At 61.0% G+C, this 17321-nt stretch carries 11 protein-coding genes and 1 tRNA gene; 6 read left to right on the top strand and 6 right to left on the bottom strand.

What is annotated here, in order from left to right; all coding sequences use genetic code 11:
• Positions 1-4: 4 nt before the first annotated feature.
• The 3 genes from pgsA to P12x_RS19650 form a co-directional block, all read right to left on the bottom strand.
• Entirely contained in the window at positions 5-646 is a 642-nt protein-coding gene (gene pgsA / locus P12x_RS19660; protein ID WP_435006342.1) for a CDP-diacylglycerol--glycerol-3-phosphate 3-phosphatidyltransferase, read from the bottom strand.
• Positions 647-691: 45 nt separating this feature from the next.
• Positions 692-2140 (bottom strand): 30S ribosomal protein S12 methylthiotransferase RimO, encoded by a 1449-nt coding sequence (gene rimO, locus P12x_RS19655; protein WP_435006340.1) that lies wholly within the window; start codon positions 2138-2140, stop codon positions 692-694.
• A 79-nt stretch (positions 2141-2219) separates the two neighbouring features.
• Positions 2220-2292 (bottom strand) — tRNA-Arg (locus P12x_RS19650).
• Positions 2293-2607: 315 nt separating this feature from the next.
• On the opposite strand from P12x_RS19650, the gene P12x_RS19645 reads away from it, so the two are divergent.
• The 6 genes from P12x_RS19645 to secD all read left to right on the top strand — a co-directional run bounded on the left by P12x_RS19645 (position 2608) and on the right by secD (position 11653).
• Positions 2608-3522, top strand: coding sequence for an STAS domain-containing protein (locus tag P12x_RS19645; RefSeq protein WP_435006339.1), 915 nt, complete (start codon positions 2608-2610; stop codon positions 3520-3522).
• A 396-nt stretch (positions 3523-3918) separates the two neighbouring features.
• The gene (locus P12x_RS19640; RefSeq protein ID WP_435006338.1) at positions 3919-5334 is read left to right on the top strand and encodes an ammonium transporter; all 1416 of its coding nucleotides are present in this window, start codon (positions 3919-3921) and stop codon (positions 5332-5334) included.
• A gap of 86 nt (positions 5335-5420) precedes the next feature.
• A complete protein-coding gene (locus P12x_RS19635) occupies positions 5421-6752 on the top strand; it encodes a DNA-directed RNA polymerase subunit alpha C-terminal domain-containing protein (protein ID WP_435006337.1) in 1332 nt (443 codons plus the stop codon).
• A 123-nt stretch (positions 6753-6875) separates the two neighbouring features.
• Complete coding sequence (gene tgt / locus P12x_RS19630; RefSeq protein WP_435006335.1) at positions 6876-7991, top strand: tRNA guanosine(34) transglycosylase Tgt; 1116 nt, start codon at positions 6876-6878, stop codon at positions 7989-7991.
• 110 nt (positions 7992-8101) lie between these two features.
• Positions 8102-8473: a preprotein translocase subunit YajC gene (yajC, locus tag P12x_RS19625; protein ID WP_435006333.1), complete on the top strand. Its 372-nt coding sequence runs from the start codon at positions 8102-8104 to the stop codon at positions 8471-8473.
• A 153-nt stretch (positions 8474-8626) separates the two neighbouring features.
• On the top strand, positions 8627-11653 hold the full coding sequence (gene secD / locus P12x_RS19620; RefSeq protein WP_435006332.1) for a protein translocase subunit SecD: 3027 nt from the start codon (positions 8627-8629) through the stop codon (positions 11651-11653).
• Between the two features lie 241 nt (positions 11654-11894).
• Here the strand turns inward: secD and P12x_RS19615 are convergent, their stop codons facing one another.
• The 3 genes from P12x_RS19615 to P12x_RS19605 form a co-directional block, all read right to left on the bottom strand.
• On the bottom strand, positions 11895-12680 hold the full coding sequence (locus P12x_RS19615) for a biotin--[acetyl-CoA-carboxylase] ligase (RefSeq protein ID WP_435006331.1): 786 nt from the start codon (positions 12678-12680) through the stop codon (positions 11895-11897).
• A complete protein-coding gene (locus P12x_RS19610; RefSeq protein ID WP_435006330.1) occupies positions 12677-16123 on the bottom strand; it encodes a pyruvate carboxylase in 3447 nt (1148 codons plus the stop codon). Before P12x_RS19610 ends, P12x_RS19615 begins: the two co-directional genes overlap by 4 nt.
• A 159-nt stretch (positions 16124-16282) precedes the next feature.
• Entirely contained in the window at positions 16283-17245 is a 963-nt protein-coding gene (locus P12x_RS19605) for a fumarylacetoacetate hydrolase family protein (protein WP_435006329.1), read from the bottom strand.
• Positions 17246-17321 lie beyond the last annotated feature (76 nt).

The following is a 17321-nucleotide window of genomic DNA, read 5'->3' as shown; positions in this document are numbered from 1 at the left end:
AGGGTCAGTGGAGGGAAGAAGAGGGGGAGCGGCCCCTGAGACGCGGGATCGCCAGGGCGAAATAACCCAGTCCGCTGTAGATCGTGAGGCCGACCGCCGACCAGGTGAGGAGGTCGCGAGCCAGATAAATGCCCGCGGAATGCCAGGGCCGGAGTGCGAGGAGAACCAGGATCGCCGAGATCGAGAGGCACTGCGTGAGCGTCTTGAGTTTGCCGGCCGTCTTCGCGCCGAACGGCTGACCCCCTCCTTCGAGATGGCTCCGAAGTCCCTGGATCAAGAGTTCCCGGATGACGATGGTCGTGACCATCCAGGGAGCCAGTCCCGTGTCGCCCGGCACGCTCAGTAGATAGATGAACGCCCCGCAAACGATGACCTTGTCAACCAGCGGATCGAGCTGTCGCCCGATGGCCGTACCCTGATTGAGAAGGCGTGCGAAGTAGCCGTCCAGGGCGTCGGTCAGGGCAGCCAAAACGAAGACGATCAACGCCGACCAGAAGCGGTCATTCGCCATGAGGGCGAAAACGACCACGGAAAGCCCGAGACGGCTCAGCGTCAACAAGTTCGGGACGTTCCAGAACTCCTCGGAGACCGGAGTCGCTTGTTTGGGGAGGACCGAAGTCGGGGAGGCCATCAGATCGTCCTTCACCGGCGGCTCCTGCTGGCCCCGAACCCGAACAATCGTGGAAGAGGTTCAGTTGAGGATCGTGAACGGCGAGTCGGGTTTCTTGCGGGCCTTCGGGCGGGCTCTTCGCTTTCGAGGTGCCGATGTCCCGTCAGGCTTGGCGACTAGGTCATAACCCTCGGCTCCGACGATCGAGCATCGGACGATGTCGCCGGTTTCCAGATCGCGGCCCGAGACGTAGACAACCCCGTCCACATCGGGAGCGTCGGCGAAGGTGCGTCCGACCCAGAGTTTCCCGTTGGATTCGAGGACGGGGCTGTCGATCAGGACATCGAGGGACTTGCCGACGAACTGGCGATTAAAATCAAACGCGATCGATTGCTGGGCCGCCATGATCCGGTCGCGTCGATCCGCCTTGACCTCGTCGGGAAGATGGCCCGGCAAGCGAGCCGCGGGGGTGTCTGGCTCCAGGGAATAAGGGAAGACTCCGAGACGTTCGAACCGGGCCGACTCGACATAGGCCAGCAACTCTTCGAACTCGGCCTCGGTCTCGCCCGGGAAACCGACGATGAATGTCGTCCGAAGGACCAGATTGGGTATCGTTTCGCGAAGGCGAGCGATGATCGATTCGGTCTGATCCCTCGTGTGCCGCCGATTCATCACCTTCAGCATTCGGTCGTTGATGTGCTGGAGCGGCATGTCCAGGTAAGGCAAGACCTTCGATGATGTCGCCAGGGCATCATAGAGGTCATCGGTGAAGTGATTCGGGTAGTTGTAGAGCACCCGAATCCAGTCGATCCCCTCGACCTGCTGAAGTTCCCGGAGTAGCTCAGCCAATCGAGGCCGACCATATAGGTCGATCCCATAGTAGGTCATATCCTGGGCGACCAGATTCAGCTCACGAACCCCATCGGCAGCCAGTTCGCGCGCCTCCTCTATCACCTTTTCGATCGGCTTGGTGACATGCTTGCCGCGCATGTAAGGAATAGCGCAGAACGTGCAAAGTCGATCACAGCCTTCGGAAACCTTGAGGTAGGCCAGGTGACGAGGGGTGATTCGAAACCGAGCCCGGTCGTCTTGTGCCTGGACCGGCGCGGGCCGGAAGACGGTCCGTTGCTCGTGAAGGTCCCCCATGATCCGGTCGGCAACCTTCGCGATTTCCTCGCGACCGAATACACCGACGATCTGATCAACCTCAGGAACCTCATCGAGCAGCATTTCGCGTTGCCGCTCGGCCAGGCATCCCGCGACGATCACCCCCTTGATGCGACCGTCCCGCTTACGGTCGAGCATCTCGCGTATCACGCCGAGTGATTCTTGACGTGCGGCGTCGATAAAACCGCAGGTATTAATGATGACCAGATCGGCCGCGTTGGAATCCGGGACCAACGCATAGCCGTCCTGGGCCAGCAGGCCCAGCATGCGTTCTGAATCGACCAGGTTCTTAGGGCAGCCCAGGCTGACGAAGGAATAAGTACCTTTGAGGCCGTGGGAGGGGCCCGGGATGGGGTCGTCCAAAGTTGTCGGTCTCGATCAAAGGGCCAAACTTCTGCTGTGCTAACAAGATTCACGACCAGTGATTCGTGAATCGAAAAAATGCGCCCGGTAGGATTCGAACCTACAACCTTCGGATTCGAAGTCCGCGACTCTATCCGTTGAGCTACGGGCGCCTGTTCCAAGAATATACCGAATTCGAACCCCTTCCGGCAACCCTCAGTCCCGGAGCCGGTCGATTCCGTCCATTTCCATAGGCAATCAAGCACGCATGAGGGATATTACAAGGATTGTTAATCTTCAAACCCTAGTTGCTTGATTTGCGACTTGTTCATTATACTGTCGAGGTAAAGAGATCAATTTTCGGGCGAAGTTGCCGAAGGACTTATTGATATCGTCGTCAGATCGAGCGATAGCCGGCCTCCCATCCGATTCGCCCGTTAATCGAAACATCTTGAGGTCATGTACCCACGCTCTCCCGAGAGGTGTCCATGGAAATCAAGATCGTCGCCACGACCGGGCGAGCCTGCGGCCAATCGGTCGAGATCGCGACCGCGAAATTCTTCATCGGTCGGCACGAGAATTGTCAACTCAGGCCTGATATCCAGGGGCTATCGGGCATCCATGCGCTGATAGAACAGCGCGAAATGCGGGTCTACCTTCGCGACTTCGGCGGGGAAGGTGGGACCGGGATCAATGATCGGGTCCTCCGAGCCCGCGAGACGGAAGTCTTCGACGGCGATCTGATTCAGATTGGCCCGATGGTCCTGACCCTGGCGATCAAAGGAAAGGGTGAGATGCCTCGAGGGCTGGCCCATGCTCCCGAAGGCTGGCCATTCCTGGAGGGAATCGCCTACGATACCTCTCTTGAGGAACCGGAGGGGGCGGAGGAACATGCCTCGCGACCTCGGTTCGAGCCCCGACCGACTCCTCGAATCCCCGATCTGGCGGCACTGGCCGTTCATGCCCAGCCCAGGCCGGCCCCGCCTCCCGTGGCCCCGACGCTCCCTCCTCCGCCATTGAACTTCTCTGTCGGAGCCAAGCCGCTCCTGAATCGGGCCCTGTCGTGTCGAACGATCGACGACGTACTCGTCGCTACGGTCAATTCGCACGATCTGAACGAGGAGGAGACGGTGAGTCCCGTTCGATACGAGCTTCGCTCGATCCTGGAAGAAGACGAGACGCCGCGTCGAATGGTAATCGATCTGGGCAACACTCGTTTCCTATCCAGTCGGGCCGTCGGAGTGATCCTGGCGCATTATCAAGGACTGGAACGGAAGGGCGCGACGATGCGGGTTTGCGGGGTCAGCCCGGAGATTCAACCCGTTCTGGATCAGATGAGACTGAGCATGCTGATCGACGTCTATCCCACCGTCGAGGAGGCGGTGAAGACGCCCTGGGATTGATTCTGATGGACCATCCCATCCGAATCCTCTCCCCTATGAGGATTCAATCGGACAGAAATCCCTCCCGGGAATCCGCCCGGGAGGGATTTCTTTGATTGTGCGGAGCAATCGAAAGAAAAAATTGTCGATTGAAGAATTCCCATCTTGCAGTCGCAGACACAGCTTTCATAGGATCTTCTCGTCGAAGAAATCGAGATCCTTCTTCCCCGGTAAATCGCTTCGCTAAATTATCATTGCCCGATACCCTCTCCCCCATCCTCCCAGTTTGTAAGAGATCGACCCGATCGCCAACGCATCGATCGAACATCCATTCCCAACATTGCAGTGGATCGACCCGGACCTTCCAAGGGGCCGAGTGAGATCTCCTACGGCCACCCCCTTCCAGGCAATTAACCCATGAAATCCTCGACGCCGATTCCCTTCATGGTGTTGCTCGCGATCGCCCTCGGAGCCTCGCTCATCCCGGCTCCGGCATTGCCCAGCCCGGAGAGCGGTCCGGTTGATGCGGGAAATATCGCCTGGATGCTCACGGCTTCCGCCCTGGTACTTTTGATGACCCCCGGACTCGCATTCTTTTATGGGGGGATGGTGGGCTTCAAGAACGTCGTCTCGACGATGCTCCAGAGTATCGTCTGCCTGGGCGTCATTTCGATCGTCTGGGTGGTCGTGGGATTCAGCCTGGCCTTCGGAGAAGACCATTGGGGCCTGATCGGGAACCCTTTCAGCTACTTACTCTTCAAGGGGGTAGGGCTCGGTTCCGATCCGGTTCTCTCTCCGACGGTCCCATTGATGATTTTTGCGATGTTCCAGCTCAAGTTCGCAATCATCACGCCGGCACTCATCACGGGGTCATTTGCGGAGCGAGTCCGATTTTCCTCTTACCTGCTTTTCATCGTCCTCTTTAGTTTGCTCATTTATGCTCCCCTGGCCCACTGGACCTGGCATCCCGAAGGCTTCCTGAACAAGTGGGGCGTGAAAGACTTCGCTGGCGGCACCGTGGTCCACATGTCGGCGGGATGGGCTGCATTGGCCGGTGCGATTCTCCTTGGCCGTCGGAAATCCCACATCGACGGTCACCCACACGAGCCCGCCAATATCCCTTACGTTATCCTCGGGACCGGGATGCTTTGGTTCGGCTGGTTCGGTTTCAATGCCGGCTCGGCCCTTGGTGCCAACGGGTCAGCGACCCTGGCCTTCGCCACGACCAACACGGCTTCGGCATCGGCGATGATCGGCTGGCTTTGCTTCGACTGGTATCGAGGCAAGAAGCCCTCGGCCATGGGGGCCTGCATCGGAGCCGTGGTAGGATTGGTCGCGATTACTCCCGCCGCCGGCTTCGTGACGGTACGGGAGAGTCTTTTCATCGGCGTCGTGGCCAGCGTGATCAGCAATCTGGCGGTTCACTGGAAGACCCAGTCGAGCCTGGACGACACCCTCGACGTCTTCCCCTGTCACGGGGTGGGCGGGATGGTTGGGATGATCGCGACCGGGATTTTCGCGAAGGGCGTTGGCCTGACCTCGGGAGAGTCTCGGACCTTCCTCTACCATTTGCTTGCCCTGGTGATCGTCTCCGTCTTCTCCTTCGTTGGCTCGATCGTACTCTTCAAGTTGACGGACCTCTTGATCCCGCTGAGAGTTCCGGCCGAACACGAGGCCGAGGGTTTGGACCTCAGCCAGCATGGGGAGCTGGCCCTCTGTGCCCGCCTCATCGGTTATGAAGAGTCTGAAATTACACCAGCCCTGGTCGGGGAAGCGATCGTCGAAGATCATCAGGCCGCCGCTAGCTCTTGCGAAACCGGGCTAATCGTGTAATATCAGTAGCTTGCCATCGGTCATGCCCCATGAACGTCCCAGACACGGTCGAGTCCGTGCCCAGTTTGAGTCGAGGAGAGAGACGGATGACCGAGTTGATGACCACCGACGTTCGCGCGCTCCTGGATCGCAATCCGTTCGACGTCTCGGCCGTGGCCGACCTCCGCGAAGTCTTGGGACGCGACCCTTCGCGATACGCGACCCTTCGCGACGCGGTTTCCGCCCTCCGTGATCGAACCAAGGGCGAAGAAACGCCCGACATCCATCTGCGGCTCGGGGTGGGTGATGTCCTCCTGGGCCGTTATTCGACCGGCCTTTCCCATCTCGGTAAGGTAGGTGATTCGGGGCTGGCCCACTTCTTCCGCGGCCTCGCGCTCGGATACCTCCAGAAGTGGTCGGAGGCCGCGAAGGCATTTGAGACCGCATCGGCCGCCGGTTACGACACCAGGTCGTCCGACCTCCACCGGGCCGGGGCCCTTCGACGGGCCGGTCAGGAAGACGAAGCTCGGGCGATGCTGGATACCTTGGAAGCATCCTGCGGGAATTCCGCCGAGTACCATTACCAGCGAGGAAGCCTGCTCGCCGCCGAGGGCGAGTTGGTCGCGGCTTCGGTCGAGTTGGAGAAGGCCGTCGATCTGGATCGTCACCACACGAATGCCTTGTTCGAGCTGGCTTACATCAACGACCTCCACGGCAACGATGATGTCGCGCTCGACTTCTACAAGGATTGCGTCAAGCGTCCGCCGGTCCCCCTGGCCGCCCTCATCAATCTCGGCGTCCTCTACGAAGACCGGATGAACTTCCGTGAGGCCGAGAACTGCTATCGGCAGGTCCTCCAGCACGATCGGAGTCATCCTCGGGCCGCCCTCTTCTTCAAGGATTGCCGGGCCAGCCGCGACATGTTCTACGACGAGACCGTCGAGAAGGACATCGCGATCAAGCGGCAGCTCATGGAGATCCCCGTCACCGACTTCGAACTGTCGGTTCGGAGCCGGAACTGCCTCCGGAAGATGAACATCCGGACGCTCGGCGACCTCACCCGGACCACCGAGGCCGCACTCCTGGCCTCGAAGAACTTCGGGGAGACCTCGTTGTCAGAGATCAAGGAGATGATGACCTCCAAGAATCTCTGGCTCGGGATGGCCCTCGAAGGTGGAGGACAGGCCTCGGCCTCCGCGATCGATGAGCCGGAGTCGCTTTCTCCCGAGGATCGCGCGATGCTCGCCAAGCCGATTGGCGACCTGAACCTTTCGGTCCGCGCTCGCAAGTGCATGACCAAGCTTGGGATCCAGAGCCTCGGGGAGCTTCTCAGCCATACCGGAGACGAACTCCTGGAGTGCAAGAACTTCGGCGTGACCTCGCTGAACGAAGTCCGCGAGAAGCTACGCGAGTTGAATCTAAAGCTCAAGAATGAGTGATCCGATCGTCCCGGGATCGGTAGGAGCATTGACCGACGATTGATGGGCGATGCAGACGCGAATTAACTCAGCCCGAACTCGCCCATCGATCTGAGGTCATTCGTCAACCCGAGCATTCTACCGTTGTCACGCCCGGTCCATTTTGAACTGATCGCGAGAGACGCCGAGAGCCTTGCCCGGACCGGCGTCCTTCAGACTCCGCATGGTTCGATCGAAACCCCGGCCTTCATGCCGGTCGGGACCCAGGCCACGGTCAAGGGCTTGACCCCCGACCAGATCCGGGCGACGGGAAGTCGGATGCTCCTGGCGAACACTTATCACCTGGCCCTCCGGCCCGGTGAAGGTGAAGTCGCGGCCATGGGCGGGCTTCACCGTTTCATGGACTGGGACGGTCCGATCTTGACCGACTCGGGCGGGTTTCAGGTCTTCAGCCTGGCAACTCGCGCGAAAATTACCGAGTCTGGGGCCGCGTTCCGCTCTCACCTGGACGGGCGACTCCTCGAATTAACCCCCGAGAGGGCGATCGGGATTCAGCAGGATCTCGGCGCCGACGTCGCGATGTGCCTCGACGTTTGCCCGGCCTTGCCCGCCGACAAGCAGACCATCGCCGGGGCCGTCGACCGGACCATTCGCTGGGCGGCGCGTTGCAAGGAAGCTCATACGAGAGCCGATCAGGCCCTCTTCGGAATCGTCCAGGGGGGAGCCCACGAAGACCTGCGGGCTGGTTGCGCCGAGTCCTTGATCCACCTCGATTTCGACGGTTATGCCGTGGGTGGGGTAAGCGTGGGAGAAGAACGCGAGCAGGTCCGGAAGGCCCTCGAAGTGACGACTCACCGACTCCCGGAAGACCGGCCTCGCTATCTCATGGGGGTAGGCCGGCCTCAGGATATTCTCGATGCGGTCGCAACCGGGATCGACCTCTTCGACTGCGTGCTTCCCACCCGGAACGGACGAAACGGAACCTGCCTGACCGACCAGGGCCCGGTCAAGTTCCGGAACGCGATCCATCGCCGAGACCCTCGGCCAATCGAGGAGGGATGCGACTGTCTCGCCTGTTCACGATTCACCCGTTCCTATCTCCGTCATCTCTTCATCGCAAAAGAAATGCTCGGCCCGATCCTCGCCTCGATCCACAACTTAGCGTACCTCCAACGATTGACTCTACGGATCCGCGAAGCGATACGGGGCGGTCGATTCGTCCCGTTCAGGGCGGAGGTGCTTGAAGCGCTGGGCCCGTAACGGTTAAAGTACGGCATGCGACCGATCACGAGGGTTGATGGGCGACCCTCCGACTTGCACCCCAGGGTCGATTCCTCCGACTCTCCTCGAACGACCACGGACCGATCCTCATGCTTGGCTTGTTTTCCGGACTGCCGATCCTCCTCGCTCAGGCTGCTGCCCCCGTCGCCGGCAACCCGGAAGTAAACCCGCTGATCCAGTATGCTCCACTCTTGCCGATCCCGATCATCTTCTATTTCTTGCTCCTCAGGCCGCAACAGCAGCAAGAGAAGAAGCGTCGAGAGATGATTTCGAAGCTGAGGAAGAACGACAAGGTTCTGACGGCCGCCGGGATGTACGGGACGGTCCTGTCGGTGGACGACGACTCCGACAAGGTCGTCCTCCGACTCGATGATGACGGCAAGGTCAAGATCGCATTCACTCGTGCCAGCATTGTTCGAGTCCTGGGCGATACGGCATCCAAGCCCGTCGAGGCGAAGTGAAGCAGGATGAAGCTCTGAAGGTTGAGCGAGGCCTCGATCGGATCGCCCGATCTAGGGAACAGGGGAACGGCGTCCCCGTTGAGGGACCCGATTCCAACGACACGATTTCGGCTCTCTTCGAGGATTGCGACCGCCGGGCCGCAGGGAACGACCATGAAAAAGTTTGGTGGTAAGTTCGCGCTGATCATCGGCCTGACTCTGCTCGGCCTGGTGGCTATCCTGCCACCCAAGGAGAAGCTCAAGACCGGGATCGACCTCTCGGGCGGCACGATCCTGGTCTACGAAGTCCGCAAGGACGCGACCGCCGGGAATGTGAGCCTGGACGAGTTGATCACGGCCCTGAAGCGACGGGTCAATCCCGAAGGGGTCCTCGATATCCCGATTCGGGCCGTCGGGAATAACCGGATCGAGGTCATTCTGCCCAAAGCCACGGCCGACGAGGTCGAGGAAGTCAAGCGGAAGATGACCAACGTTGGATCTCTCGAATTCCGAATCCTGGCCAACCACAAGCACGACGCAGCGGTCATCGACCGTGCTCTCGGCTCGAATGGTTTCACCAAGCCCCCTTCTCGCTACAAATGGGCCATGGTCGGCGAGACGATCACCGGATCGAATCCGACCAGGGACTCCCAGGGTAAAACTCTCACAGACCCGACACAGCGATGGGTCAAGAATGCCTATGCCGGGCGGACGGCGTTCCTGACCGGCAAGACCGAGGCCGGGATCGAACAGAGCGATTTGGAAGCGACGATCGAAGGGAATACGCTCAACACCCTCACGTTCCAGAAGCCCCTCACACTCGCCTCGGTCTCGTCGTATCGGATTGAGTTCAACCCCAGCCGGATTCAACCGCCCAATCCCACCTCGCCCGATCCGGCGGAACCGATCATTCGCGAGGAGAAGGTCGGCCCCGGGCATACGGTCCGGTACGTCCTGTACAAGATCGACCGGCAGGATGTGACCGGCAAGCTCCTGGCCAAGGCCGAGGTCCAGCAAGACGATCATTACCAGCCGGCTGTGGGGTTCACCTTCAATCGCCAGGGTGGCCGGAAATTCGGCACTTTGACGAGCGAGCATTTGCCCGAGGAGAACGGCAACTTCAAGTATCGCCTGGCGATCCTGCTCGACGGAGTTGTCCAGTCGGCGCCGTCGATCAATTCGGAAATCCGCGATTCCGGGATCATCGAGGGCGGAGCCTCGGGCTTCTCTCAGAAAGAGTTGAACTTCCTGATCACCGTACTCCGGTCGGGAAGCCTCCCCGCCAGCCTGAATCCCGAGCCTCTCCAGGAGGAGAGTGTGGGACCGACCCTGGGCGATGACACGATCGCCAAGGGGGTCTATGCGATCATCGTCTCGATGCTTGTTGTCTGCCTCTTCATGATTGCCTACTACCGGTTCGCCGGGCTGGTCGCGGTCGTCGCCTTGATGCTGAACCTCCTGCTCCTCCTCGCCTCGATGGCCTTCCTCCAGGCCAGTTTCACGCTGCCGGGGCTTGCCGGCCTGGCCTTGACGATCGGCATGGCGGTCGACGTCAATGTGCTCATCTTCGAGCGTATGCGAGAGGAAGCGGACCGAGGGGCGGGCCTGGCCCAGCAGATTCGCAACGGATTCAATCGAGCCTGGGTGACGATCTTCGATTCCCACGTCACCATCTTCCTCTCCGGCCTGGTGCTCTACACCGTGGGGACCGACGAGGTGAAGGGGTTCGCCCTGACCCTGATCATCGGCATGGTCTGGAACCTGTTCACGGCCGTCTATGTCTCGCGGGTGATCTTCGAGTTCTGGTATGCCAAGGGTTGGCTCAAGCGAGTCACGATGCTCAAGTTGATGGACAAGACCAACATCGACTTCATCTCTCCTCGCAAGGCATGCATGGCGGTGTCGACTCTCCTGATCGTGCTCGGGCTGGTGGCGACCGGGATCCGAGGCAAGGGGATGTACAACATCGACTTCACCGGCGGGACGCTGGTGACGATCCAGTTGAACGACCAGGACCCCGATGTCAGCAAGCTCTCGAACTCGGAACGGACCGCATTCGTCCGTTCCAAGGCCAGTGAACTGCCCGACGTGACGGTCGAGAGCCTGACGGTCGGCGGCGAGAAGTCGGGCGAACGCTACAACATCCGGACCACCGAACAGAAGATCGAGACGGTCAAGCAAGTTGTCCTCGACTCGTTCAAGAATGCCCTTCAACGCGTTGAACTGAAGCCCGGCGCGGCAACGCCGATCGCCGCGACCCCGGCGGTCGCCCCGACCGACCCGGCCAAGGAGCAAGAGGCCGCGGTCGATCGTTTCGCGGGAGGGAGGCAGTACGAGCTCAACTTCAATCTGCCCCAATCCGCCCCGCAGATCTCGACCTCTTTCCGAAATGTGCTCCAGGAAAATGGGATCAACAACCCCGACGCTCGGTTCGAGATCGTCAACCCGAAAGCAACCTCCGGGAACGTCCTGGTCGCCAACTCCGAGACCCTTCTGCTTCGGACGAATCTCGAACCCGAGGTCGTTCAATCCCAGCTCGAAAAGCTGACCACCTCCCTGAGAAACGACCGCAACCTCCTCTTCGAGCGATCCGAATCGTTCGGCAGTACAGTGGCCGCCGAGACCAGAAGCCTGGCCGTGGTCGCCACCGTGGCGAGCTGGATCATCATCGCGGTCTATCTCTGGTTCCGGTTCAAGTCGCTGGTCTATGGCCTGGCGGCGATCATCGCGGTCGTGCACGACGTGTTGATCACCCTCGGGGCGATTGCGGTCACCTACTGGTTGTCTCGGATCCCGATCCTCGGCGAGATGCTCCTGCTGGAACCGTTCAAGATTGACTTGCCGATGATCGCGGCCTTCTTGACGCTGATCGGATTCTCGGTCAACGACACAATCGTGATCTTCGACCGAATCCGCGAACTCAAGGGTAAGTCGCCACACCTTTCCAGCCAGATGATCAACGACGCGGTGAACCAGACCCTGAGCCGGACGATCCTGACCTCGCTGACCGCCTGGTTGGTCGTGATCATCCTCTACCTCTTCGGCGGCGAAGGGCTCCACGGCTTCGCCTTCTCCTTGGTCGTGGGCTTCTTGAGCGGTACTTACAGCACGATCTACATCGCCAGCCCGATCCTGATCGACTGGGATCGTCGAGTGGTCGACGAACCGATCAAGGGGAAGGAACTGGTAGGCAGCCGCTGATTCGCTCGATCTGAAATCAACCTGAGAAAAACGAAGCCACCTGCCAATTAGGCAGGTGGCTTCGTTTGTTACCGGAGGTTGGCTTCGTTTTGACGACATCATGGGGTTATATCGGAAGGAGCATTGACCTTACCCGTCAACATGGCCACGAGCGCGCGATGACCCGAAGCCGTTCTCGACGCGGCTTGGTTGCATCTCGCTCGAAACCAACCATACATCTCAGGGTTTCAGGCGTCGCTGATCAGGCTATTTCCGAATTCTGGTCGCGAAGGACTCTTCCGGCGTGCAGGACCTCGATTGTCCCCTCACGGCGAACGATCAGCCCTCCCGACGGGTCGATGCCCGAGGCCATCCCCTCGACCATCTCGGACCCGATCTGGACCCTGATACGCCGACCGGCCAGGACGTCGAGTCGTTCCCAACTTTCGGTCAGTCGGGACGAACCGCAGACCAGATCCTGCAAGGAAGGTTCCAGCCTCTCCAGGATGAGCGCGAGCATAGCCTCGATCGGATCGACCGGAGACTCTGTTCGCCCCCAGTCGTTCAGGCTCGCCGCCATCGCTCGAATTTCGACCGGAGCCTGGTCTACGCGGGTCGTCACATTCAAGCCGATTCCGATCAGTAGCCGTGACGACTCACCGGAACCGACCCGTTCGGGCAGGATGCCACCTAGTTTCCGGCCGCCAACTTCGATGTCGTTCGGCCATCGAATCCCCGCCCGGCACGCGGGATATCGCTCAGCGATTGCATCGATGGTGGCCGAGGCCGTTGCCAGCGCCACCCTGGGCTCGCGATCGGGCGTCAGTCCGATCGAAGATGGGTCGAGGATGACGGTGGCCGTCAGACTTCCGGCGTCGGACCACCAACGATTCGAACCTTGCCCACGGCCCCTGGTTTGGCTCCCGGCCCAGATCAGGGCCGGGAGTTCGAGAGAGCCCTCGCTGAGCATCCGACGCGCCTGGTCGCTGGTGGAGTCGACCTCTTCGAAGCGGTGGACGGATCGGACGAATGGCCACGCGCGGCTCATTCGGAGGAGAGCCGGACCAGTAATTCGCCGGTCTTGACCTGCCTTCCGACTGCGGTGACCACTTCGGCCACCCGGCCCGGCCGCTCGGCGTAAAGTGTGGTCTCCATCTTCATCGCCTCGATCGAGAGGAGTTTCTGGCCCTTCCGGACAGCGTCGCCGGCCACGACGGCCACCCCAACAACCAGGCCGGGCAGGGGGGCGGCCACCTGGTTGGGATCATTGGGATCGGCCTTCGGAATTTCGCGAACGGCGGAGGCAAGCGATCGGTCGACGACCTCCACCTCGCGGGGCTGCCCGTTCAACTCGAAGAAGACCGTGCGCTTGCCGTCGATATGGGCCTCGCCCACGGTGAGCCGCTTGACGATCAAGGTCTTCCCCGGCTCGATCTCGACCAGATGCTCCGTGTTGGGTTCCGGCCCGAAGAAGAACAGGGGCGTGGGGAGGACCGAGGTGTCCGCATAGGAGCGTTCGTGGGAGGCGAGGTCGGGGAAGACTCTCGGATAGATCAGATAGCTTAAGGCTTCGCGTGCGGACGCTTCGCGGCCCAGATAGGCACCTGCCTTGTCCCGGGCCGCTTCCAGATCGGCCGAGGGCTGGTCCTTGCCCGGCCGGTCGGTCTTGGCGGGCCTTCCCTTCAAGACGCGTTCCTGGAGGACGGGCGGGAAACCTCCGGGGGGCTGGCCCAGTCGTCCTTCGAAGAGTTCGACGACCGATTCGGGGAAGGCTAGCTCGCGCGAGGGGTCGACCGTGTCTTCCGGGGTCAGATTGTTCGCCACCAGGAAGAGCGCCATGTCGCCGACCACTTTCGAGGTCGGCGTCACCTTCACGATATCGCCGAAGAGGATGTTGACCTCGGCGTAGGCCTTGCATACCTCCGGCCACTGCGAGGCCAGCCCGAGCGCCTTCGCCTGCTGGAAGAGGTTCGTGTACTGGCCACCCGGCATCTCATAGGCATAGACCTCGGCCGAGGGGGCCTTGAGCGACGTCTCGAAGGGGGTGTAGAGGGCACGGACCTCCTCCCAGTACCGACTCATCTCGACCAGGGCCGTAGGCTCGACCCCGGTTTCCCTCGGCGTGAACCGGAGAGATTCGACGATCGCGTTCAGACTAGGTTGGGAGGTCAGCCCGGACATCGATGAGACGGCCCCATCCGCCACGTCGAGACCGACCTCGGCCCCCTTCAGGACGCTCGCGGCCTGGGCCCCGCCGACGTCGTGGGTATGGAAATGGATGGGAATACCGACCTCATCGCGAAGGGTCCGGATCAGCTTCTCGGCCGCGAATGGCTTGCAGAGCCCGGCCATGTCCTTGATCGCGATCAGGTTCGCCCCTCGATTTTCCAGCTCCTTGGCGAGGTTGACGTAATATTTCAGGTTATACTTGGTCCGGGCGGGGTCGAGGATATCGCCGGTATAGCAGATCGCCGCCTCGCAGAGCGCCCCCGATTCTCTGACCGCTTCGAGGGCGATTTCCATGTTCGGGATCCAGTTCAGGGCGTCGAAGACGCGGAACAGGTCGATCCCGGCCGAGGCCGACTCCCGGACGAAGGCACGGACCACGTTGTCGGGATAGCTGGTGTAGCCAACTGCGTTGGAGCCCCGGAGGAGCATCTGGAAGAGGATGTTAGGGATCCTCTCGCGGAGCTGGGCCAGCCGGTCCCAGGGATCTTCCTTGAGGAACCTCATCGAAGTGTCGAAGGTGGCCCCTCCCCACATCTCGATCGAGAAGATCTTGGGGCAGAGCCGAGCATAAGCATCCGCCACTCGGACCATGTCGCGGGTCCGGACCCGCGTGGCGAGCAGGGACTGGTGGGCATCGCGAAAGGTGGTGTCGGTGAGGAGCAGCGGCTTCTGCTCGCGGACCCACTTCGAGAACCCTTCCGCCCCCAACTTCTGGAACAACTGGCGGGATCCGGGGGGCGGATTCTCGTGTCCGTGTGCCGGGGGATGAGGCTCGGTCATCGACGCCCCCTCGGCGGACCTCGTGACATTCGGGAAGCCGTTGACAGTGACCTCGGCGAGGAAGGTCAGGAGCTTCGTGGCCCGGTCTTGCGTGACGGGGAATCGGAAGAGGTCGGGCGTCTCGTCGAGGAACCGGGTCGTGGCCCGACCTTCGAGGAACTCTTCATGCCGGATCACGTTCAGCAAGAACGGGACGTTGGTCTTCACCCCTCGGATCCGGAACTCGCGCAAGGCTCGTTCCATCCGACGGGCGGCATCGACGAACCTCCGACCGCTGGCGCAAACCTTGACCAGGAGCGAGTCGTAGAAGGGGGTGATGATTGCCCCGGTGATCGCCAGGCCGCCATCGAGGCGAAGACCAAGACCTCCGGGTGATCGATAATGGGTGATCTTGCCGTAATCGGGCGTGAATTTGTTCTCGGGATCTTCCGAAGTCACCCGACACTGGAAGGCGTATCCCTGGGTCTGGACCGAGTCCTGATCGGGCAGATTGATCTCGGGATCGTCCAGCGTTGCGCCCTGGGTGATGAGGATCTGGCTCCGGATCAGGTCGATACCCGTGACCATCTCGGTGACGGTGTGCTCGACCTGGATCCGAGGATTGACCTCGATGAAGTAGAACCGGCTGGCCTGGGAGTCGTACAGAAACTCGACGGTCCCCGCACAATCGTAACCCACATGCTTCGCGAGCCGGACGGCCGCATCGCAGAGTTCATCGCGGATCCTCGGATCGAGATTGGGAGCCGGAGCGATCTCGATCACCTTCTGATGCCGACGCTGGATCGAACAATCCCGCTCATAGAGATGCACCAGGTTGCCGTGATGATCTCCGAGGATCTGGACTTCCAGGTGCCGAGCCTTGCGGATGAACTTCTCGAGGAAGACGTCGGGGACCCCGAACGCCGCCCCGGCCTCTCGACGTGCCTGATCGATGGCGTCGTCCAGCCCCTCGGCCGACTCGACCACTCGCATCCCCCGGCCACCGCCCCCCATCGATGCCTTGACGATCACCGGATATCCCAGGGATTCGGCGATCCGGTGCGCTTCGGGTCCGGGTTCGACGGGATCATCGCTCCCGCTCAGGATCGGGACCTTGGCCTCGCGTGCGAGCTTCCGGGCGGCCACCTTGTCGCCCAGGAGGTCTAGCAACTCGGGCCGAGGGCCGACGAAGGCGATCCCGGCCGCCTGGCAGGCTCGGGCAAATTCGGCGTTCTCCGAGAGGAACCCGTAGCCCGGATGGATCGCATCCACTCCCTTATCGACGGCCAGGTCGACGATCGAAGGGATGTCGAGATAACTCCGGATTGGTTCTCCAGGCTTGCCCACCGGGTAGGCTTCATCGGCCTTGAGCCGGTGCATTCCGAAACGATCCTCGTGCGAATAAATCGCGACCGTACGGATTCCCAACTCGCTCGCCGAGCGAAAAACGCGGATTGCGATCTCGCCCCGATTGGCCACCATCAACTTGCGAATCAAATGCATGGAGACTTTCCGGGGTTCGATGAATTCGTGTCGCGAAGGAGTCAGGGCGGTCGATCATCCGACGAGTCTGCCCCCACCGAATCTGATCGGTATTGAGGCTCGAAGCTGATTCTCGGATTCGACCCTATCGGAAGATGATACACCCCGAATCCGTCTCCGTCACGCTTCCGACTCGATCGGATTACTTAGCTCTCCGATCCCTTCAACCGAGGCGACCACCACGTCTCCCGGCTTGAGATAGGTCCCGGAAGCCGAACCGACGCCGGATGGGGTACCCGTGGAAAGGATGTCACCCGGTTCGAGTGTCACGAAGCGTGAAATGAAGGAGATCACGGCCGCGACGGGAAAAATCATCTGCCCGGTGGTGCCGTCCTGCTTGATCTCTCCATTCAGAGTCAGCCGGATCGTCAAGTTCTGCGGATCAGCGACGGAATCGGCCGACAGCACGCATGGCCCGACCGGGCAGAAGGTGTCGTGCCACTTCCCGTGGAGCCAGTCGAAGAATTTGTCGCGTTCTCTCGGCTTACGCACAGGATTGGGGGTGTACTTCCGGTCGGTGATGTCATTGACGATCGTATAGCCCGCCACGTAATCGAGCGCCTCGGCCTCCTCGACATCTCGGCAGGTCCGACCGATCACGACCCCCAACTCGGCCTCCCAATCGACGTGATCGGGCGATACCCGGGGAATCCGGATCGGAGCCCCCGGATTCGTCAGGGTCGTTGTGGGCGGCTTCATGAACACGTAGGGGAAAGTCTCGGCCCGCTCGACCGCGATCCCGCCCCGTTCCACAACGTGTGCCGCGTAATTGCCCGCAAGTAAGAGAATTTTGGAAGGTTGAGCGATCGGGACGAGAAGTTCCACGTCTTCCACAGGAAGCGCCAGATCTTCCAGAATCTCCCGATCCTGTTCCTCGACCCACTGACCGAGCAACTGGGCCGCCGGCCAGGCGGGACCATCGGGCGGAAGGTAATCGAGCAGGCTGTCGGAGGAGGGGAGGAGGAGTTCGGTCCCGGTCGCCTCGCAGAAGACCTCCGCCGCCGAGTCAATCGGGATGATCTCGTTATCCCGGTAAAATCCAGCCAGTTCCATCTCGTCGAGTCGAAAGCGGCAGAGTCGCATATCCGGGTTCTCCACTCGATCTCACCCGGGGATGGACATGGCGTTCATCCTCCGCCGACCGAGGACGTCACGATAA

Source organism: Tundrisphaera lichenicola (assembly GCF_051175385.1).
Taxonomy (GTDB): Bacteria; Planctomycetota; Planctomycetia; order Isosphaerales; family Isosphaeraceae; genus Tundrisphaera; species Tundrisphaera lichenicola.
This window is presented reverse-complemented; position numbering and strand designations above follow the sequence as displayed.

Bases quoted from the DNA above. Each gene is read 5' to 3' on its own strand.
- yajC (WP_435006333.1), top strand. From the start codon at position 8,102: ATGCTTGGCTTGTTTTCCGGACTGCCGATCCTCCTCGCTCAGGCTGCT.
- P12x_RS19605 (WP_435006329.1), bottom strand. From the start codon at position 17,245: ATGCGACTCTGCCGCTTTCGACTCGACGAGATGGAACTGGCTGGATTT.
- secD (WP_435006332.1), top strand. From the start codon at position 8,627: ATGAAAAAGTTTGGTGGTAAGTTCGCGCTGATCATCGGCCTGACTCTG.
- P12x_RS19615 (WP_435006331.1), bottom strand. From the start codon at position 12,680: ATGAGCCGCGCGTGGCCATTCGTCCGATCCGTCCACCGCTTCGAAGAG.
- P12x_RS19610 (WP_435006330.1), bottom strand. From the start codon at position 16,123: ATGCATTTGATTCGCAAGTTGATGGTGGCCAATCGGGGCGAGATCGCA.
- P12x_RS19635 (WP_435006337.1), top strand. From the start codon at position 5,421: ATGACCGAGTTGATGACCACCGACGTTCGCGCGCTCCTGGATCGCAAT.
- P12x_RS19645 (WP_435006339.1), top strand. From the start codon at position 2,608: ATGGAAATCAAGATCGTCGCCACGACCGGGCGAGCCTGCGGCCAATCG.
- P12x_RS19640 (WP_435006338.1), top strand. From the start codon at position 3,919: ATGAAATCCTCGACGCCGATTCCCTTCATGGTGTTGCTCGCGATCGCC.